The following is a 19,728-nucleotide window of genomic DNA, read 5'->3' as shown; positions in this document are numbered from 1 at the left end:
CGCCGCGGGCCTCAGTGCGTGCCGAGCCCGAGGCGCAGCGCCAGGCGGGCGAACCAGCCGCCTGCGGCCCGGGCCTTTGCCGCGCGCTCGCCAGGTTGGCCATCCGGTGCGCGGATCTCGCAGCCGTCGGCGAGTTGGGCCAGGGTTTCGAAGATCAGGCGCCGTGTTTCGAGGCGCGCGCCGCTGACGCGCTGAAACTCGATTGCGGCGCGCGTGGCCATCAGCGAGTGGCCCCCAAGGTCGAAAAAATTGTCGTGACGGCTCACGGCGTCCAGGCCGAGCAAATCCTGCCAGACGCGAGCCAGCGCGATTTCCATCGGCGTGGACGGCAGGTCGGCCGGGGCGAAGTCTGCGCGAGCCTCCTCGCGCGGGGCGGACAGGGCACGGCGATCGACCTTGCCATTGGGCAACAGCGGCAGCTCCCGCCGCAGCACGTAATGCTGCGGCAGCATGTAGTCGGGCAGGCTGCGGCGCAAGTGATCTCTCAGCGCCTGCGCTTGCGGCTCGGCGCCGGTGGGCACCACATAGGCCACCAGTCTGACGTCGCCGGGCCGGTCTTCGCGCACCATCACCAGGCATTGCCTGACCGCGGGATGAGCCTGGAGCTGGGCCTCGATGTCACCGAGCTCGATGCGGTGGCCGCGCAGCTTGACCTGAAAGTCCAGCCTTCCCTGATGCTCGAGCAGGCCGTCGTGCCGCCAGCGGCCGCGGTCGCCGGTTTGGTACAGGCGTGCGCCCGGCAGGGCGCTGAAGGGGTCGGGAATGAAGCGTTCCGCGCTGAGATCCGGACGGTTGAGATAACCCGTGGCGACGCCATCGCCGCCGATATGCATTTCACCGCTGAAGCCCACCGGGCAGGGCCGCCCCTGGGCATCGAGCACGTGAACCTGGGTGTTGGCGATGGGCTTGCCGATGGCGATGACCGCCGCCGGCGGCACCACGCGCCAGCAGGTGGACCAGACGGTGGTTTCGGTCGGCCCGTACATATTCCACAGCGCGCCGGTGCGCGCCAGCAGGGCCTGCGCGAGGTCGGGCGGCAGGCTCTCGCCGCCGACGAGGGCCTTGAACGCCGGCCCTCCCGCCCAGCCGGCGTCGATGAGCATGCGCCAGGTCGAGGGCGTCGCCTGCATCACCGTGGCGCCCGTGGTTTCGAGGAGGCCGCGCAGCGCGGCGCCGTCGCTGGCCTGCTCGCGGCTGGCCAGAACGATGCTGGCGCCGACCGCGAGCGGCAAGAGCAATTCGAGCACCGCGATGTCGAAGCTCAGCGTGGTGACGGCCAGCAGCACGTCGTCGGCCGACAGACCCGGCGCGTCGCGCATCGATGCCAGGAAGTTGACCACGGCGCGATGCGGCACGACCACCCCTTTCGGCCGGCCGGTGGACCCCGAGGTGTAGATCACGTAGGCCGGGTCTTGCGGCCGCGCGTCGCGGTCGGGGTCGGGTCGCAGCGGTGCTCCGGCATGCGCCGCGACGCCGGCCCCCTCGGCGTCCAGCAGCAGCCGGGGCAGGTCCAGCCCCTGCCAGAGATCGAGCAGCGCTTGCTGGGTGATCAGCAGCGACAGACCGGCGTCCTCGGCCATGGCGTGCAGGCGCTGTGCCGGATAGGTCGGGTCCAGCGGCACATAGGCGGCGCCGGCCAGCAGGACCGCCAGCTGCGCCACCAGCATGTCCGGGCCGCGCCCCGCGCTCAACCCGACCAGGCAGCCGCGCTGCACGCCGCGCCCGCGCAGGGCGTGTGCGAGCCGGTCGGCCTCGGCCCAGAGCTGCGCGTGGCTCAGCGCCCGATCCGGCGCAAGGCGCAGGGCAGGCGTCGGGCGTCCGCGCTGCGCGGCCAGGAAATCCGGCAGGGTCAGGTCGGATGGGTAGGCCCGCGACGTGCGGTTCCAAGCGGACAGCAAGGCCTGGTCGCGCGGGGTGACGAAGGAGAGTTCGCGCAGCGGCCGATCCGCGGCCTGCATCGCCTGGTCGAGCAGGTGCAGATACAGGTCCAGCAGGCTCGTCGCCGTCTCTTCGGCGAACAGCTCGGTTGCATAGCTCAGGACCAGCGTGTTCTCGGCTTCAGTGTCGATGTGCAGGGCCAGATCGAACTGCACCGCGCCGAGGTGCAGCGGAAGGTGCCGCGCTTCCAGCCCGTCCCAGCGCAGTGGAGGCTGCGGCGTGTTGAGCACATTGAACAGCACACGCAACTCCGGCGATGCGCCGGGGCCGGCCTGTTCGCGCAGCCGCTCGACCAGGTAGTCATAGGGAATGTCCTGGTGGGTGTAGGCGTCCAGGGTCGTGCCGCGCACCTGCTGCAACGCATCGCGGAAGCTCATGTCCATGCGCACCACGCTGCGCATCGCCAGCGTGTTGACGAGGGAACCGACGATGGTCTCGGCTTCGACGCGCGTGCGGTTGGCCACCGGCGTGCCCACGGTGACGTCGTCCTGCCCGCACCAGCGTGACAGCAGCAGTTGAAAGGCCGCGAGCAGGGTCATGAACGGGGTGACGCCCTGCCGTGCGCTGAAGCGCTGCACCGCGTCGAACCAGGCGTCGGCGTACTCGCGCCGCACGCGGGCGCCGCGGCTGGTCAGCCGTTGCGCCGCGCCGGTGTCGCTGGGGAGGTTCAAAGGGCTCATGCCGTCGAGCTGCCGCAGCCAGTAGCCGGTCTGCCGATCCAGCGTGGCGTCGTCGATGTGGCGGCGCTGCCAGGCGGCGTAGTCGACGAAGTCGATCGGTTTCGGCGGCAGGGCGGGAGCCTGGCCGCGGCGGTGCGCCTGGTACAGCGTCGACAGCTCGTCCAGCACGATCCCCCACGACCAGTCGTCGCCGATGATGTGGTGCATCGCCAGGACCAGGGCGTGATCGTCCGCGCCGCGGTTTGCCAGGATCAGCCGGCAAAGCGGCCCCCGGGCCAGGTCGAAGGGGGCCGCAGCCAGCCGCCGCAGCGCGGCGTCGTGCTCCGCCACCGGCAAGGCCCGCAGGTCAATCTCCTGCAGCCGCGCCGATGCGGACGGGTCGATGATCGCCTCGGGCTCGGTCGCGCCGAACTCGAAGCGCGTGCGGAACGCCTCGTGGCGGGCCACCAGCGCGTCCAGCGCGGCATGCAGTGCCGGACGATCCAGCGGACCGCGCAGCTGCAGGGCCGCGCACATGTTGTACGCAGCGCCCTGCGGGTCCATCTGGTGCAGCATCCACATGCGCCGCTGCGGGAACGACACGGGCATGCGCCCGCCCCGGGCTGCCCGCGCGATGGGGTCGGGGGCGCTTTGGTATTCGCCGTGTTCGAGCATGGGCTCGAGCGCCTGCGCCAGCTCGGCGAGGGTCGTGTGCTCGAACAGGGTGCGCAACGGCAGCGTCAGGCCCAGCGTGGCGCGGATCTGGGAGGCCACCTGGGTCGCGGAAAGGGAATGCCCGCCGAGATCGAAAAAATTGTCGTGCACTCCGAAGTGCCTTTGCGGCAGCACCGCCTTCCAAATCTCGAGCAGGCTCGATTCCAGGCCCGAGCGAGGCGCTGCATGGCGGGTCGGATCGGGGGCGTCGTCGGGCCGCGGCAGGCTGCCGCGGTCGAGCTTGCCGTTGGGCAGGCGCGGCAGGGCGTCGAGGAAGACGAAGGTCGCGGGAATCATGTGCTCCGGCAGCCCCGCCTTGAGCGCCTGGCGCAGACGTTGCGCGTCCGGTTGTTCGGCGACGACATAGGCGACGAGGCGCTGCCGTTCGGGGGTGTCGCCATGCAGGGCCACCGCGCTCATGCGCACGCCCGCGCAGCCGTCGAGCGCGGACTCGATCTCGCCAAGCTCGATGCGATGGCCGCGAAGCTTGACCTGGTGGTCGGCGCGGCCGATGAACTCGACGCTGCCGTCGGCCAGCCAGCGCGCCAGGTCCCCGGTGTGGTAGATGCGCTCGCCGGGGCGGAAGGGATTCGGCAGAAAGCGTTCCGCGGTGAGTTCCGGGCGGTTCAGGTAGCCGCGGCCCACCCCGATGCCGCCGACATGGAGTTCACCGGCCACCCCGATCGGCTGCGGCTGCAGATGCCGGTCGAGGACGTAGAGCTGCAAATGCGGGACGGGGCGACCGATGGGGATCGCGTGCCGATCCGGCAGGGGGCGGCGAACCTCGTACCAGGCGCTGTCGACCGTGGCTTCGCTGGGGCCGTAAAAATTGCCCAATCTGGCCTGCGGCAGGACCTTGAAGAACGACTCGGCCAGCGCGCGATCGAGGGCCTCGCCGGCGGCGACCATGTAGCGCAGGCGGGTGCATGCCGCAAACGCGGGTTCGGCCAGCAGCACGCGCAAGGCGGAGGGAACGAATCCCGCGACGCTGATGTCTTGCTCGCGCAGGATCGCCGCCGTGCGTGCCATGTCCCGCTGCGCGCCGGGTTCGGCCAGGACGAGCTGCGCGCCGCAAACCAGTGGTGACAGGATCTCCCGAATCGAGGCGTCGAAATTGATCGTGGTCTTTTGCAGGACGCGGTCGGCGGGCGTCATATCGAGCGCGTCGTTGTACCAAAGCAAGAGATTGCTCAAACCCCGATGCAGCAGCTGCGCCCCCTTGGGCCTGCCGGTCGAGCCCGAGGTGTAGATGATGTAGGCGAGGTGCTCGGGTCGGGTCGCGTCGTCGACGATCGGGAGGTCGTGGACGGGGGCCGCGCCGCCGTCGTCGGGCAGTTCCATCACGCGCGCCGGGCTGGCCGCCGCGCGCAGCGCGGCGGCGTGGCGGTGTTGCGTCAGCACGAGGCGCGGCGCGGCGTCCTCGAGCATCATCCGCAGCCGCGCGGCGGGGTACTCGGGGTCGAGCGGCAGGAAAGCGCCGCCGGCCTTGAGGATGGCCAGCATGCCCACCACGAGGGCGAAGCTGCGTTCCATGTACAGGCCGACGACCGCCTCAGTGCCCACACCGGCCTCGCGCAGCCGCTGCGCCCAAAGCTCGGACAACGTATCCAGCTCCCGGTATGTCATCGACTCGCGGCCGAGCCGCACCGCCACCGCATCGGGCGTGGAGCGGGCCTGGTTGCGAAAGAGGGCGTGCACGGCCTGCTCGCACGGCGCGGAGCGCGCGCTGTCGTTCCAATCCACGAGCAGGCGACGGCGTTCGTCGGCGTCGAGCAGCTCGAGGCGATCGACCGCAAGCCCGGGGTCGGCCACGATGCTGGCCAGAAGGTTGCGGAACTGCGCCGCCATGCGTGCGGCCGTCGCCGGCTCGAACAGGTCGGTGCGGAAGGACAGCTCGGCGTCGAGTCCGGCATCGGACCTGGTCAGCCGCAGGGACAGGTCGAACTTCGCCGTGCTGGCCCCCAGCGGCAGGCGCACGGCGGCGATGCCGGGCACATCGATCGTGCGCTCGGGAAATGCGTCCAGCACGAACGAGGCCTGATACAAGGGGTTGCGGCTGGCGTCGCGCCGCGGGGCGAGTTCGGCCACCAGGCGGTCGAACGGCATTTCGGCGTGGGCCAGCGCGTCGATGACGGTTGCGCGCGTGCGCTGCAGGACGTCGATGAAGCCGGGCGCGCCGTCGAGCCGGCCGCGCATCACCACGGTGTTGGCGCAATGGCCGACCACGTTCTCCAGCCGTGCGTCGCCGCGTCCGGCCACCGGCACGCCGACCGGGATGTCGTGCTGCCCGCACAGGCGCATCAGCAGGATCTGGAACGCGGCGAGGAAGGCCATGAAAGAGGTGGCCCCATGCTGTTGGGCGAGCGCCTGCATCGCGGCGGCGAGGCTGGCGTCGATGTGGAAACGCTGCGTTTTCCCGGCAAAGCTCATCCGCGCGGGTCGCGGCCTGTCGGTGGGCAGTTCGAGGCTGGGCAGGTCGCGCAACTGTGCGCGCCAGTACTGCAAATCGGCTTGCAGCGCGGCGCTGGCATCGCGCTGGCGCTGATGCGCGGCGTGGGCGGCGAAGGTGAGCGGCAGTTCGGGCAGGCCGCAAGCCGAGCCGCCGTGGGCGTAGATCTGTCCAAGTTCCCGGTGGATGACGCGCATCGACCAGCCGTCGGCCACGATGTGATGCAGCGCCAGGACCAGCAGATGATGTTCCGGCGCGACGGCCAGCAGCACGGCGCGCAGCAGCGGCGCGCACGCAAGGTCGAAGGGTTGGGCCAGGATGGCTTCGACGCGTTGCGCCAGCGGGCCGTCTTGCGCCTCGTCGCCGGACAGGGTCAGGCGTTGAAGCGCGAAGGCGGCGGCACTGGCGCCGGCCGGCATCACCTGCTGGAACGGGCCGCCGGGGCCGGACGCAAACCGCGTGCGCAGCGCACCATGCCGGGCGATGAGCGCGCGCAGGCTCAACTCGAGGCGGTCGCCGTCCAGGGGGCCGTGCAGCCGCGTCACCGAGCCGCTGTTGTAGGCCGATGCGCCGCCCTCGAGCTGGGCGAGGAACCACAGGCCCTCCTGTGCATGGGACAGGGGGGCCGGATTCTCGCCGGGGTCGGCCTCTCGCGCCGCGGGCGCGGCCTGGGCGCGCTGTCGAAGCAGTGCTCGGGCCAGCAGGCGCCGCTGCGCGTCGCGCGCCTCGGACGCGGCGGCGGACGCTTCATCCGAAGCCGATGGTGGTGTGCGCATGGCGTGGCGGCGAGGGAATCGACGTGGAGATGTGCGGTTCGATCGGCCATCAGGCCTGCGCGAGCAGGCGGGCGATCTCGTCAGTGCCGAGGGCGTCGAGATCCGCCTGCAGGGCGCGGCAGGCGGCGTCGGCTTCTTCGATGGCGGCCTGCACGACGGCGGCGAAATCCGCCAGCCTCGGCTTGGCCAGCAGTGCCGTTGCGGCAAGATCCAGCCCCCATTCCCGGTTCACCGCCTGCACCACGCCGACGGCGAGCAGGGAGTCGCCGCCCAGGGCGATGAAATGAGCGTTGCCGTCGGTCACGGCACAGCCCAGGGCCGCGGCGAACAGCGCCGCGAGCCTGAGCTGCAGCGGATCGGTCAGGGCGGCATGCTCCGGGGGTTTGACCAGCGCGGCGATTTGCGCGTGCAGTTTCAGGCGCTGCACCTTGCCGCCCGGGCCGGTCGGGATCTGCGCCACGATGTGAATCTGCGCGGGAATCTTGAATTGGCCGATGCGCCCGGCGAGGGCGGCGCGCAGCGCTTGCGCATCGGCAGGGCAGTCGGCGCCCAGCACGACGGCTGCGTGCACGTCTTCGCCCAGCGAGGGATGCGGGGCGGCGTACACGGCGGCTTGCTGCACGCCCGGCAACTGCAGCAGCGCCTGCTCGACTTCGACCGGCGCGATTTTCTCGCCGCCGCGGTTGATGATCTCCTTGGTGCGACCCGCCAGATACAGATATCCGTCAGGATCGAGCCGGCCGAGGTCGCCGGTGAGAAACCAGCCGTCCTGGAAAGCGGGAACATCGTCCCGGGAAGGTTCTTCATAGCCGCTGAACAGGGTCGGGCCGCGCGCGACCACGGCCCCGAGCCGATCGGGCGGGAGCTCGCGTCCCGCATCGTCGACGATGCGCAGCTCGACGCCCGCCGCACGACCCGCCGAGCCCGGCTTGCGCGGCTCCGGAGGCAGCGGATTCGCCGTCAACTGGTGCGCCGCCTCGGTCATGCCGTAGGTTTCGATCAGCGGGGCCCGGGTCATGGTCTCGAGCTGCGTCTGGACATCGGCCGGCAGCGCCGACGACGACGAGCGGATGAAGCGGAAGCGATGCTCGGGCAACGCCTCCCGGTAACGCTCGCCGAGCTGAAGGAAGGCGCGGTGCAGGGTCGGCGATGCCGTGTACCAGCTCGGGTTGAAGTCCTGGATCCAGAGCAGCCAGGCCTGCGGATCGAACCCCGGCGTGCAGACCACCGAAGAGCCGTTGACCAGCGGTGTCAGAAGACCGCCGACCAGGCCGTGGATATGGTGGGTGGGCATCACGAGCAGCCCGCGATCCGCCGGCGATATCCTGAAATGGCGGCCGATGTTGCGTGCCGCGTGCAGCGCCTTGGCCTGTTCCAGCGGGATGCGCTTGGGTTTTCCGGTCGTTCCGGAACTGAACAGGACGAAGGCCGCGTCCTGCGGTCCGGGTTCGCGCCAGTTGTCGGGCGGGCCGGCGGGCGCGGGCGCGAGCGCGCGCCGCAGGTCGAAGGGCAAATAGGGCAGGCCGAGCATCTCGGCCTGGGCCGCCGCAGCCGCGTCGTCCGGCAGGCCGAGGAGGGCGTCCAGGCGCGCGTCGCGCAGCATCGCGAGGCGCTCGACGTCGCCGAGCGCCGGATTGACCAGGACCGCGGTCGCCCATGCGCCGAGCGCCAGGGTCGCGACGGCAAGCGGCAGGCCGTTCGGCATCTGCACCGCCACGCGCGCGCCCGGCTTCAGACCCTTCGAGGCCAGCCAGGCCGGCAGACCGCGCAGCACGCCGGCCAGCGCGGCGTAGGAGATCGGGGCATGTCCGGGGGCGAGCAGGGCGAGGGTTTCGGGGCTGACCCGGGCTTGACGCGTCAGCCGGCCGAGCAAGGTTTGTTCTTGGGCTGGGTCGGCATGGTGTTCCATGATTGCGCGCGCTCGTTGTCCCGTGGAACCCCAGTCTATCGACCGGGCCGGGCCGCCGGCACGCCCGAATGAGGGGGCGATCAGAACCGATTCGGGCGCGAGCCGCTTGCCGCCGCCGCGCCGCCGCCGCGTCGTCGCGCCCATGCCACGAAGCGCTGCGCGTAGAGCGGCTGGCGCCACACCAGCCAGGCGGCGGCCAGCGCGTTGAGCAGGGCCACGCTCAACAGCAGCACGGGCACGCTCACGCCGGCCGCCAGCAGGCCGGCGCAATAGCCCGAGCACACCACCATGTAGATGGCATTGATGATGTTGTTGGCGGCGATCACGCGCGCCCGGTGCGTGTCGGGGGTGTGATGCTGGATCAGCGCGTACAGCGGCACGCTGTAGATCCCGGCGCTGGCCGACAGCAGGAACAGGTCGGCCATCACGCGCCAGTGCGCGGGGTCGCGCACGAAGGCTGCCACCCCCTGTAGCGCGGCGCCGTGCGGCAGGTCCCGCGTGGCGACGTAGAGGTCGACGCCGAAGACCGTCATGCCGATGGCGCCCAGCGGCACCAGGCCGATTTCCACCCGCCCTCGGGCCAGCCATTCGCAGGCCAGCGAGCCCAACCCGACGCCGATGGAAAACACCATCAGCAGCAGCGAGGCGACCGCTTCGTCGCCGCCCAGCACGCCCTTGGCGAACACCGGGAACTGGGTGAGAAAGGCCACGCCGTAGAACCACATCCAGGAAATGGCCAGAAGCGCCTGCAGCACGGTGCGGTCCGAGGCGACCAGCCTGATGTTGCGCGCGGTCTCGGTGAAGGGGTTCCAGTTGATGCGCAGCCCGGGTTCCACTGCAGCGGTGGCCGGAATGAAGCGCGCCACCGTCCATCCGGCGAGCGCCACCGCGAGACAAGCGCCGCCCGCCAGCAGCGGGCCCCGCTCGAAGGTCATCAGCAGCCCGCCGGCGAGGTTGCCGAGCAGGATGGCGACGAAAGTGCCCATTTCCGTCATGCCGTTGCCGCCCGTGAGTTCGGTCGTGTTCAGGTGCTGCGGCAGATAAGCGTATTTGGCCGGGCCGAACAGGGTCGAGTGCAGGCCCATGCCGAAGGCGCAGGCCAGCAGCGCCGGCACGCTGCCGCTGACGAAACCCCAGAGCGCGAGCAGCATGATGCCGATCTCCAGCGTCTTGACCTTGCGCATCAGCGCGGCTTTGTCGAACTTGTCGGCGAGTTGCCCGCTGGTGGCGGAGAACAGCACGAAGGGCAGGATGTACAGCGCGGCGATGAGGTTCACCATCAGGCCGGCGGACAGGGTGGAGGCGGCCTCGGCGCGGTAGGTCACCATCACGGTGAAGGCGAACTTGAACAGGTTGTCGTTGCCGGCGCCGGAGAACTGGGTCCAGAAGAACGGAGCGAAGCGGCGCTGGCCGAGCAGGGCGAACTGGTTGGGGCGAGCGGTGTCGGGCGCGTGCATGGATCGGGTCGGCTGTGCGTGCAGCGCGCATGATGGCACAAGGGCGTGTCACAGATACGGGTTCGCTCGGTCTTGCGCAGGCATCAACCTCGGTAGACTTCTCCCATGCCTGCCACGCCAAACCCGCATCCGGATTCTGCGCCCGCGTCGGCGCTCAACATCTCGGCCTACAAATTCATCGCCCTCGACGACCTGCCGGCGCTGCGCGAGCGCATCGCGCGCAGATGCGAGGCGCTGCAGCTCAAGGGCACGGTCCTGCTTGCCGCCGAGGGCATCAACCTGTTCCTCGCCGGCGCTGCCGAGGCGGTCCGCGTCATGGTCGCAGAGCTGCGTGCCGACGCGCGGTTTGCCGACCTCGCGCCCAAGGAGTCCTGGTCGCAGGTCCAGCCGTTTCGCCGCATGAAGGTGAAGCTCAAGCGCGAGATCATCACCCTGAACCGCCCGCAGATCCGCCCGGCATCCAGCCGGCGCGCGCCCGCGGTGGCTCCCGAAACCCTCGAGCGCTGGCTGGCGGCGGGGCGCGACGACGAGGGACGGCCGGTCGTCATGCTCGACACCCGCAACGCCTTCGAGCGCGACCTCGGCGGCTTCGACGGCTGCGTCGATTTCCGCATCCGGCGCTTCAGCGATTTCGCGCCGGCGGTCGAGGCCCAGGCGCAGCGTTTCAACGGGAAGACCGTGGTGACGTATTGCACCGGCGGCATCCGCTGCGAGAAGGCCGCCCTGCTGATGCAGGCCGCCGGTTTCGAGCGCGTCTACCAGCTCGACGGCGGCATCCTCAAATACTTCGAACGGGTCGGCGCCGCGCACTACAGCGGCGGCTGTTTCGTGTTCGACGAGCGCGAGGTCCTGGACGCGGGCCTCGCTCCCCAGGCGGTGCCCGAGGCGCGCGCGCCCGCAAGCTCCCGAGACCATGCGCAAGGTGAACCATGTCCAACTGCAGTGCCTCAAGCCGCGTGACGCGCGTCGCCACGCGCCTGTTAGCGGCTTTGTGCCTCGCGGGTGCCGCCGCGGCGAGCTGGGCCCAGAATCTGACCATCGCCGGAACCTGGAAGACCATCGACGATAAGACGGGCAAGCCCAAGGCGCTGATCCGCATCGTCGAACAAGCCGACGGCAGCTATGCCGGCACCGTGATCAAAGGGCTGGTGCCGGGCGCCGATCCCAACCGCATCTGCACCCTGTGCAGCGGGGCGCTGAAGGACCAGAAGATCATCGGCATGCAGATCCTGCACGGTCTGCGACCCGATGGCGCGCAGAGCTACAGCGGGGGCGAGATCCTCGACCCCGACAGCGGCAAGACCTACCACTGCAAGGCCACGCTGATCGACGGTGGCGCGGAACTGCACATGCGCGGCTATATCGGCATTCCCCTGCTCGGGCGTACCCAGACCTGGGTGCGCGAACCCTGAGTGGCGCGACGCCCGCGGCACATCTACATGCCGCGCCGCGCCAGATAGATGCCCGCCAGCACCAGTCCGGCGCCGGCCAGCTGCCAGCTTCCCAGGCCCTCGCCGAGCAGGACCCAGGCATACACCGCCGACGTCGCCGGCTGCACCAGCAGGCCCACGGACGAAAGCGCCGGGCTCAGGTGTTTGACGGCGTAGGCGATGACCACTTGCCCGCCGATCTGCACCAGCAGCGCCAGACCCACCAGCCAGATCCAGCCGATGGGCGCCGTCGGCCAGATGCGTCCTTCCAGCAGCGCGAAGGGCAGCAGGGCCAGCGTGGCGCCGGCCGTGACCCAGGCCATCAGCGGCAGCGTGTCCAGGCGCTGGCGGGCCTGCTGCACGCTGACCTGGTAGCCGGCATAGAACAGGGCCGAAGTCACGCCGCAGACATCGCCCAGCAACGCGCGGCCGCGCCCCAGATGCGGGCCGATCATCAGCAGCGCGCCGGCCAGCGCGCACGCCAGGCCGAACAGGAACACCGGACGCGGCGCGATCCGGGTGAAGGCCCACAGCGCCAGCGTGATGACGATGGGCGCGAGGTTGGATTCCAGCGTCGCGTTGGCCACCGTGGTCCAGAACAGGCCCAGGTGGTAGAGGATGAGGTCGCCGGCGAACATCCCGGCGGCCAGCGCGATCAGCGCCCACTGCGGCCAGGCGCCGAGCAGTTGCGGCGGCGCGGCCTTGCGCCATTCGAGGCGAACGTTCGGCGCAGGGTCCGGCGTCGTTGCGGCGATCGGAGCGGGGGCTGCCGCCTTGTTCGCCGCGGCGCGGGCCGCCCAGAGCGCCCAGCCGACGAGCACCGGCGTGGCCAGCGCCATGCGCCAGAACGCGCTGGCGAACGGGCCGACCCCGGCATCGCCGGCGAGGCGCACGAGGACACCGACCAGGCCCAGCACCGCCCCGCCCAGCAGCAAGATGAAAAAATCCATCCCGGCATTGTGCAGGAGGCGGGCCGGGACGGCGCGCTGCCGCGGGTGCTCAGTTCGCCGGACGGCCGCCGTCGGCGCGTCGGTTGAGCTGCCGTTTGAGTTGCGCGCAATGATCGACCGGCGGCGTGGCCGGGGTGAACCACACCGCGTCATAGCCTTGCGGCACGTTCGCGGGCGTGTCGTCGGCCAGCCCCTGCAACAGCAAGCTGAATACGCGCACGGGCCGGTCGGCGCCGGAGGGTGCCGCATGCGCCGCGAGGTGCAGGGCGATGCCGAGGGCGCGGTCGGCATGAACGCTGCCGGTGAGCACCACCACCGTCTTCCCCGCCCGCACAAGCGCCAGGGCATGGCCGGCCATGCTGTCGTCGCGGGCGAACTGGACGCGCGCCATCTTGGCGGCCTGCGCCTCGGGCAGCAGACCGCAATGGCTGTCGACCACCTCCCGGATGACGCGTTCGCGCACGGCGGCAGGCACGCTGGCATCCCAGCGAGGGTCGGCATAGGCGGCTTTCATCGCCGCGTCCGGCAGGTTCACGCCGGACACCCCGACGCCGGCGCGCACCGCGGCCATCACCGGCGGCGCATACAGGGCCCAGGGCCAGCCCCGCGAATTCCAGCGCAGCGCCTCGCGCACGGCGGCTTCGGAGGCGTCGCGCGGGCCGTCGAAGCGCGTGCCGGCGTTGGCCATTTCGAGCGCCACGGCCGCGAGGCGGCCGCGCGCGGCCAACGCCTCGATCAGCCAGGCCTGCAGAGCATGGTGGTCCGGGTGGTCGTGCTGCTCGCCAACCATGCAGAGGGAGGCCGCGGCGCAGCGGTCCACCAGTTGCGCGGGATCGAGCGCGGCGCCGCCGACGCCGAGGATGCGCCCGGCCAGGGGCGCGTTCGCGTGGTGCGTCTGCGTGAAACGGGGCAGCGAGGGAAGGGACGCGGTGAGACCTTCTGCCGCGCGGCCTCGGCCTGGAAGCACACAGCCCAGGGCCAGGGCCACGACAAGGCCTCTGCGCATGGCGTCGGGGCGGGTGGGCGGTGTCATGAGGAGATTGTCGTCGCGGCCGGCGGCGCAGCGATCATACCGATTCCAAGCACGCCGCCGACGGATGATGCGATCGCCGCCGCGACCTCGACAATTCCGGTCGCGCGCCCTAGGCTGAATCCCGCCGCCAACGTCCAGAAACCATGCCGGGAGTCCCGCATGTCCGTTCCATCCGTTCAGCCCGATCCATGGCCCGCCGCGCGTTCCGGTCGCGACGGCATGCGCCTGTTTTTCGCGCTCTGGCCCCAGCCCAGCGTGCGCGCGGCATTGATGCAGCATGCGGGGCAATGGCGTTTTTCGGCGCCGGCCCGGCCCACCCCGTCCGACAAACTGCACCTGACCCTGCTGTTCATGGACGGCGTGCCCGAGTCCTCCTTGCAGGTCCTGGCGGACATCGGCCAGCACATCGCCGCGCAGGCGCCAGGGTTCAGGCTGCAACTCGACACCGCCGCGCTCTGGCCGCGTGGCGGCATCGCCCATCTGGCGCCGAGCCAGCCGCCGCGCGAACTGGCGTCGTTGCGGCAGGCGCTGTTGGACGCCGTGCGCCAGGCCGGTGTTCCGCACGACGCGCGCGCCTTTCGCCCCCACGTCACCTTGGCGCGCCGCGCCCAGGCCGCCCGGCCTCCGGAGGCTTTCGTCCCGGTGGTGTGGTTGGCTGACGCGTTGTCGCTGGCGCAGTCCGTGCTTGGCAGCGGACGCTATGCGGTACTGGACAATTGGCGCTTGGCTCAGGGGCGCTGAGCGCGTTTCAGGCGCAGACGCGCGATGCCCTTCGATGCCAGTTCGCGGATCGGACGATCGGTCAGCAACAGCAAGGCGCCGTAGAGCAGGGCGCCGGCGGCGATCTGCACGACGATGCGCAGCGCCAGGGGGTTCAGCGTGATGTGCGTGACCGCGCCGTACATGATCAGGGCCAGCGCGGTGAACTTGGCCAGATCGGCCCAGGGCATGCGCACATGCACGGTGCGGCGGCCGTAATAGGTCGTCGCCGCCGAGTAGAGCAGGTAGCTGGCCAGCGTGGCCAAGGCCGCGCCTTCGATCCCCAGCGGCCGCGTCAGCCAGGCCGTGAGCGCCATGTTCAGCACCGCGCTGGCGAGCACCGAATACAGCACGACCTTGGTGAGCTTCTCGATGTAGATGCCGGCGCTGAAGATCGGCGTGCCGCCGGCCACCAGCATGCCGCCGACGATGAACACGATGAGCGAGGCGCTCACCACGTAGTTGTCCGACGCCAGCAGGCGCAGCAGATCGGGCCCGATGGCGGCCATGCCGGCGAGGATGGGCAGCGCCAGCGCCAGGTAATAGCGCAGCGACAGTTGCAGGAAGGCCTCGGTTTTCTCGCGGCCATCCTTCTCCCATTGGCGCAGGTACATGGGCACGATGGCTTGGGCGAACGAGAGCGTGAGGATGTTTTGCAGGTATTCGGAAAAGTTGTAGGCGGCCGAATAGGCGCCCAGTTGCTGCGGTCCGAGCTGGTAGTTGATGATGTAGCGCCCGCCCATGGCCAGCAACTGGTAGGACAGCTCGCTGCCCAGCAGCGGCAGGCCGAAGGTGAGCATGGCCATGAACAGCGGGCGCGAGAAGCGGCGCAGGTCGAACAGGTGCTGCCGTGCGTAGTGGTGGACGATGTAGGCGAGCGCCAGGCCTTCGGCGAGCATGGTGCCGAAGAAAAAACCATACAGATTGCGCGCCACGAGGAACAGGACCAGCAGCACGATGGCCAGGCCGACGTACTTGCGCACGGCGGTGAACAGGCTGTAGAAGCCGCTCTTTTGCTCGGCATTGACCAGATTGAGCATGGCGCTGTCGACCACGCGAAACAGGACCAGCGGCGCGGCCAGCGCGATGACGAGTTGCGCCCCGCTGTGGCCGAACCAGGCCCGGGGCAGCAGCAGGACGATGGCCGCGCTGGCCGCGGCGATGGCCGCGCCGACCGCCACCATGCTGAACAAGACGGTGGAAAAGAACTCGACCTTGTTGCCGGGCCGCGTGCCGGCCTCGACCTCGGCATAGAAGCGCACGACCGATTTCTGCAGGCCGAGCTTGCCGAAACTGACGAGAAAGCCCAGCGTCACGTTGACCAGCCCGAGCACGCCGTACTCGGCCACCGAGAACACGCGGGTGAAGATGGGAAACGAGATGATGCTCGCCAGGGTGATCAGCAGCGTGCCGACCGAATAGTTCGAGGTGTGGCGCGCCAGACGCGCCAGCGCGCCTGGCGGGCGTGGCATGGTGGCGGCCTGGGCGGCGGAGTCTGAGGAGGGTTCCGGCATGGCATCGCGGGGCGGGAGTGCCGTCATGCGGGGCGCACCGGGCTGTGGGGGCGCGCATACAGTTCGAGCAGGCGGGCGAGGACGACGGGGATCGCGAAATGCGTGGCGACGTAGGCCGCGCCGCGCTGCCCGAGGTGTTCGCGCAAGGCGGCGTCGTCCAGCAGGCGCTGCAGCGCGCCAGCCAGGGCCGCGGGGTCGCCGGGCGGCACCAGCAGGCCGGTGTCGCCCTCGACGATGATGTCCTCGTGCCCGCTGATGCGCGTGGCCGCCACCGGCAAGCCCGCCGCCATGGCTTCCAGCACGGCGTTGGGCAGACCCTCCTGGTGCGACGGCTGCACGTACGCCGCGGCCGTGGCGAGCAGGGCCGGCACGTCGTGCACCAGGCCCGGGAACTCCACGGAATCGGCCAAGCCGAGGGTTTCGGCCAGCGTCATCAGGCGTGCGCGTTCCGGGCCGTCGCCGGCAAGGACCAGCTGCGCGCCTGCCGGGCGCCGCACCGTCGCCCAGGCCCGCAGCAACACGTCCAGGGCCTTGACCGCGACATGCCGGCCGACGAACACCACGCGCAGCGTGCCGGCGGTTTCGCCGCGACGGGCGAAGCGGGCGCAGTCCACGGCGTTGGGCACGTGGTGCAGCTTGGCCGCCGGGTAGCCGGCCCCGCGCATCATCTCCAGCGTGTAGCGGCTGATGCATTGGAACGCGTCGGCCCGTTTCGCCCCGGCGTTGAGCAGGCGGTGCACCAGCTTGTGGCGCAGCGAGGGATCGAGGATGCCGCCTTGGAACTCCGCCGCGCCCGACACCTTGACGGTGAGCGTCGGTCTGATCCAGGGGCGCAGCCAGCCGGCGGCGCCCGCCAGGTTGTGCATCATGTGGATGTGGATGGCGTCGAACTCGTGCTGATGGCGCAACAGGTAGGCGGCGAAGCGCAGGTTGAGCAGGATGGCGCCGAAGCCCTTGATGCGCGGGTAGGCCAGGCGGTGCACCGGCACGCCATCGATGGTCTCGCGCCGCGGGCGTTCGGGTTCGAGATGCGGCACCAGCACCCGCACGCTGTGACCCTCGCGGCTGAATGCGGCGCTGAGCAGGCGCGCCTGCATCTCGGCGCCGCCGGTGGCGGGGTAGCGCCCGTCCACCACCATCAGGATGCGCCGCGGGGCCGGGGTCATGCCGGACACCGCGACGGGGATGGCGGGGTTGGCGGCGGTTTGCATGGGGCTTGGCGACCTGGGCATGGGCGAGACCTGGAGCCTACCGAGGCGGCATGACAGCGCCCATCCCACGATCGGGTGTCATGAAAACTTGACGAGGCGGTAGAACACGATGCCGATGAACTCGTGCAGGGCCTCGGTCATCTTGCCCAGGGCGCTGAGTTGCGGCGTCAGCATTTCGTAGGGAGGCATCTCGATGGCCCTGAAATCCACCGGCAGGGCGCAGACCTGCTGGCCGCTGTCGCGAAAGGCCATCAAGGCCCTGGGCATGTGGTAGGCCGAGGTCAGCAGGTAGCGCGGCGCTTGACGGTCGCCGGCCAGCATCGCGGCCACGTTGCGCGCGCTCTGGTAGGTGGTGCGCGAGGTGCGGTCGAGCATGATGCGCGAGGCCGGAAAGCCCATCTGCCGGGCCAGGGCGCCCATGATGTCGGCCTCGCGGTATCGGCCGCCTGCGCCGCCCGAGATCAGCAGCCGGCTGCCGGGCGTGCGCAGCGCGAGCATGGCCGCCGACATCAGGCGCCGGATGCTTTCCTGCTTGAGATCGGAGAAATCCGTCACCTTCGGCGGTTCGCCGTAGATGCCGCCGGCCAGCACGATGATGATGCTTCCTGGCGGCGGCGGACCGCAGGCGGCGTCGCGGCGGGCGGCTGCTTCCAGCGCCCCCAATGCCTCATTGGCCGTGAGCGGAATGGTCAGTGCGAAGGCCAATGCCGCCAGGGCCAGCGCAAAGCCTCGCAGAAGCCAGTCGCGCGATTTCCAGAACGTCAGCAAGGCGAGGATGAGCAATCCCCAAGTGATGACGGAGACAGGGGCGATGAGGAGTTCGATCCAGGTTTTCAAGGGCAAGCATCAGGAGGTGGCGGCAGGAGGACATGCCCGTGCCGGATGTCGACGATGGCGGAACGCGGAGTCGGTGCGTGCGGCGCGGCACGCGCCTTTCAACCCGCCGCCCATTCAAGGTAGATTTTCTCGTCGCCGTTCACCCATGACTCGCGCGAGAACAGGCGTTCGGAGCGCTGGCGCCCGGCCTGTCCCATCGACGTGCTGATCCGGCGGTCGCTCAAGGCGGTCATTTTCGCAGCAAGATCGTCCACGTTGGCGGCTTCGAACAGCAGGCCGGTGACGTTGTCATCGACGACCTCGGGGCAGCCGCCGATGCGCGGCGCGATCACCGCGCGCCCGGCGGCCATGGCCTCGCGGGCGGACAGCGGAAACGACTCGCGCGTGGACGACAGCACGAACACGTCGAACAGCGCCAGGTGCGAGGCGATGTCGCGCTGCATGCCGGTGAAAATGACCCGGCCGTGCAGACCCAGGGCGGCGACCTGCCGCTGCACCGCGTCGAGCAGCGGGCCGTCGCCGACGACCATCAGCCGCGCCTGCGGCTGGGTTTGCGCCACGCGGGCGAAGGCGTCCACCAGATAGCAATGCCCTTTTTCCTCGGACAGCCGGGCGACGATGCCGTAGACGAAATGCTCGGCCGGGTCGATGCCGTACTGCGCCGCGAACTGCTCCGCGCGGCTGGGGCTGGACAGCTTGGACAGGTCGATGCCGCTGTGGATGACCGCGGATTTCTCCGGATGCAGCCCGTTGTCGAGCAGGCGGTTGCGTTCGTAGTGCGACTCGAAGATGACGAAGTCGGCGCAGGTGCGCAGGATCTTGCCAGCGTACTGGAAATTCTTCGGGTTGTGGATGTTGTGAATGGTGGTGACGATGGGCGGGCGCCGGCGCGTGGCCCGCACACGGTAGCCGTGGGGAATCAGCCGCAGGGCGATGTAGGCGGCGATCGACGAGCGCACCGATTGCGGCGCGATGAGTTCGATGCCCTGCTCGCGCACCACGCGGCGCAGCTGGCGGATCGCGCCGAGCAGTTTTTTCGCATCGCTGAAATGGAAGTCGATGTCCACGTGCCGCGCCCCTTTGGCAATCAACTCCGCGAGCAGCACGCCCTCGGTCGTGGCCACGTACACCACGTGGCCCTTGGCGCTGAGGTCCTCGGTCAGGGTCAGGATGTCGGTCTGCACGCCGCCGATGCCGAAGGGCTCGGTCATCAAGTAGAGGATTTTCATGGCTCGATGGGCATGGGGGAACTGGGTTTGGCATGGCGCTGCGCGAACCGGCGCTGCCTGCGCGCGTGAAGCAGGCGGTGCATCGGGTCGAAGGCGCCCGCGAGTTTGAGTGCGAGGTCGAAGGCGTCGTCGCGGTCGGTCATCTCGGTGCGCTTGAGTTGCAGCACATCGACGCCGGCATGGTTGGCGCCCGGCGCCACGCTGACGGCCGCGGCATAGCCGGCCTGCTGCACCAAGCGGCGCTCGCGCGCGCCCAGGTCGCCGGACGGGTAGCAGAAATAATCCGCCGGCTTCCCGAGATGGACCTCGATCTGGCGCCGGCTCTCCGCGATCTCATGCCGCGCCTGCGCTTCGTCCAGCGTCGGCAGATAGGGATGGCTCACGGTGTGCGAGCCGATGGTGATGCCCGGCATCGCCGCGAGCTGCGCCACTTCGTCCCAGTTCAGGTGCAGGCGCTGGGTGGCTTGTCCGTAGCGGGGATGGCTCAGGGTCTGGTCGCAAAAGCGCGTGGTGACGAAGATCGTCGCCGGGATGCCGTGACGCGCCAGGATGGGCGCGGCGTGGGTGAGGTTGTCCAGATAGCCGTCGTCGAACGTCACCGCCACCAGCGGCCGGCGCAGACGGCCGGCGCGCAGCGCCGCCAAGCCGTCGGCCAGGCTGACCACGTGCGCGTGCGCGGCGAGGTGGCGCATCTGGCGTTCGAAGCGCGCGGACGACACCGTGAGCTGATCGTAGCCCTGTCCATCGGCGACACGGTGGTACATCAGGATGCGCAGGCCCGGCCGCAGCGCGCCGGCGAGCTTGGCGTAGGGCCACATGGCGGTGGCGAGCAGGCGTCTCATGGCGTGGTGGTTTCCTTGTGC

Annotated in this window: 12 protein-coding genes and 1 pseudogene; 3 read left to right on the top strand and 10 right to left on the bottom strand. The window is 70.1% G+C overall.

Annotated elements, in window-relative coordinates:
* Window positions 1–11: 11 nt before the first annotated feature.
* From THIARS_RS02105 to THIARS_RS02095, 3 genes and pseudogenes are all read right to left on the bottom strand, one after another.
* Window positions 12–6,536, bottom strand: coding sequence for a non-ribosomal peptide synthetase (locus THIARS_RS02105; RefSeq protein WP_094159260.1), 6,525 nt, complete (start codon window positions 6,534–6,536; stop codon window positions 12–14).
* 49 nt (window positions 6,537–6,585) lie between these two features.
* Entirely contained in the window at window positions 6,586–8,445 is a 1,860-nt protein-coding gene (locus THIARS_RS02100; RefSeq protein WP_186436536.1) for an AMP-binding protein, read from the bottom strand.
* Window positions 8,446–8,573: 128 nt separating this feature from the next.
* Window positions 8,574–9,902: pseudogene (locus THIARS_RS02095) on the bottom strand (MFS transporter); the annotation flags it as partial.
* Between the two features lie 105 nt (window positions 9,903–10,007).
* Here THIARS_RS02095 and THIARS_RS02090 point away from each other — a divergent pair.
* Both THIARS_RS02090 and THIARS_RS02085 read left to right on the top strand, forming a co-directional pair.
* Window positions 10,008–10,862, top strand: coding sequence for a sulfurtransferase (locus tag THIARS_RS02090; protein WP_094159257.1), 855 nt, complete (start codon window positions 10,008–10,010; stop codon window positions 10,860–10,862).
* Entirely contained in the window at window positions 10,832–11,314 is a 483-nt protein-coding gene (locus THIARS_RS02085; protein WP_094159256.1) for a DUF2147 domain-containing protein, read from the top strand. The genes THIARS_RS02090 and THIARS_RS02085 overlap by 31 nt, the downstream gene beginning before the upstream one ends.
* A 23-nt stretch (window positions 11,315–11,337) precedes the next feature.
* On the opposite strand, the gene THIARS_RS02080 is transcribed toward THIARS_RS02085, so the two are convergent.
* Together THIARS_RS02080 and THIARS_RS02075 are read right to left on the bottom strand one after the other, a co-directional pair.
* The gene (locus tag THIARS_RS02080; protein WP_094159255.1) at window positions 11,338–12,282 is read right to left on the bottom strand and encodes a DMT family transporter; all 945 of its coding nucleotides are present in this window, start codon (window positions 12,280–12,282) and stop codon (window positions 11,338–11,340) included.
* Window positions 12,283–12,331: 49 nt separating this feature from the next.
* A complete protein-coding gene (locus THIARS_RS02075) occupies window positions 12,332–13,315 on the bottom strand; it encodes a ChaN family lipoprotein (RefSeq protein WP_094159254.1) in 984 nt (327 codons plus the stop codon).
* A 159-nt stretch (window positions 13,316–13,474) separates the two neighbouring features.
* Between THIARS_RS02075 and thpR the strand changes: the two genes are divergently transcribed.
* Window positions 13,475–14,056 (top strand): RNA 2',3'-cyclic phosphodiesterase, encoded by a 582-nt coding sequence (gene thpR, locus THIARS_RS02070; protein ID WP_245845445.1) that lies wholly within the window; start codon window positions 13,475–13,477, stop codon window positions 14,054–14,056.
* Here the strand turns inward: thpR and THIARS_RS02065 are convergent.
* The 5 genes from THIARS_RS02065 to THIARS_RS02045 form a co-directional block, all read right to left on the bottom strand.
* Window positions 14,044–15,588, bottom strand: coding sequence for a lipopolysaccharide biosynthesis protein (locus tag THIARS_RS02065; protein WP_245845443.1), 1,545 nt, complete (start codon window positions 15,586–15,588; stop codon window positions 14,044–14,046). The genes thpR and THIARS_RS02065 overlap by 13 nt on opposite strands.
* A 23-nt stretch (window positions 15,589–15,611) precedes the next feature.
* Window positions 15,612–16,799, bottom strand: a complete 1,188-nt coding sequence (locus THIARS_RS02060; RefSeq protein ID WP_245845436.1) for a glycosyltransferase family 4 protein — start codon at window positions 16,797–16,799, stop codon at window positions 15,612–15,614.
* 78 nt (window positions 16,800–16,877) lie between these two features.
* On the bottom strand, window positions 16,878–17,636 hold the full coding sequence (locus tag THIARS_RS02055) for a YdcF family protein (RefSeq protein ID WP_186436535.1): 759 nt from the start codon (window positions 17,634–17,636) through the stop codon (window positions 16,878–16,880).
* Window positions 17,637–17,734: 98 nt separating this feature from the next.
* Window positions 17,735–18,865: a glycosyltransferase gene (locus THIARS_RS02050; RefSeq protein ID WP_094159252.1), complete on the bottom strand. Its 1,131-nt coding sequence runs from the start codon at window positions 18,863–18,865 to the stop codon at window positions 17,735–17,737.
* Entirely contained in the window at window positions 18,862–19,707 is an 846-nt protein-coding gene (locus THIARS_RS02045; RefSeq protein ID WP_094159251.1) for a polysaccharide deacetylase family protein, read from the bottom strand. The genes THIARS_RS02050 and THIARS_RS02045 overlap by 4 nt, the downstream gene beginning before the upstream one ends.
* Between the last annotated feature and the right edge of the window lie 21 nt (window positions 19,708–19,728).

The organism is Thiomonas delicata, from assembly GCF_900088825.1.
In the GTDB taxonomy this organism is placed as follows: Bacteria; Pseudomonadota; Gammaproteobacteria; order Burkholderiales; family Burkholderiaceae_C; genus Thiomonas_A; species Thiomonas_A delicata.
Note: the sequence above shows the minus strand (reverse complement) of the source record. Positions and strands in the feature narration are given on the sequence as shown.

Coding starts and splice junctions, on each gene's coding strand:
- THIARS_RS02105 (WP_094159260.1), bottom strand. CDS start 6,536: ATGCGCACACCACCATCGGCTTCGGATGAAGCGTCCGCCGCCGCGTCC.
- THIARS_RS02100 (WP_186436536.1), bottom strand. CDS start 8,445: ATGGAACACCATGCCGACCCAGCCCAAGAACAAACCTTGCTCGGCCGG.
- THIARS_RS02090 (WP_094159257.1), top strand. CDS start 10,008: ATGCCTGCCACGCCAAACCCGCATCCGGATTCTGCGCCCGCGTCGGCG.
- THIARS_RS02085 (WP_094159256.1), top strand. CDS start 10,832: ATGTCCAACTGCAGTGCCTCAAGCCGCGTGACGCGCGTCGCCACGCGC.
- THIARS_RS02080 (WP_094159255.1), bottom strand. CDS start 12,282: ATGGATTTTTTCATCTTGCTGCTGGGCGGGGCGGTGCTGGGCCTGGTC.
- THIARS_RS02075 (WP_094159254.1), bottom strand. CDS start 13,315: ATGACACCGCCCACCCGCCCCGACGCCATGCGCAGAGGCCTTGTCGTG.
- thpR (WP_245845445.1), top strand. CDS start 13,475: ATGTCCGTTCCATCCGTTCAGCCCGATCCATGGCCCGCCGCGCGTTCC.
- THIARS_RS02065 (WP_245845443.1), bottom strand. CDS start 15,588: ATGCCGGAACCCTCCTCAGACTCCGCCGCCCAGGCCGCCACCATGCCA.
- THIARS_RS02060 (WP_245845436.1), bottom strand. CDS start 16,799: ATGCAAACCGCCGCCAACCCCGCCATCCCCGTCGCGGTGTCCGGCATG.
- THIARS_RS02050 (WP_094159252.1), bottom strand. CDS start 18,865: ATGAAAATCCTCTACTTGATGACCGAGCCCTTCGGCATCGGCGGCGTG.
- THIARS_RS02045 (WP_094159251.1), bottom strand. CDS start 19,707: ATGAGACGCCTGCTCGCCACCGCCATGTGGCCCTACGCCAAGCTCGCC.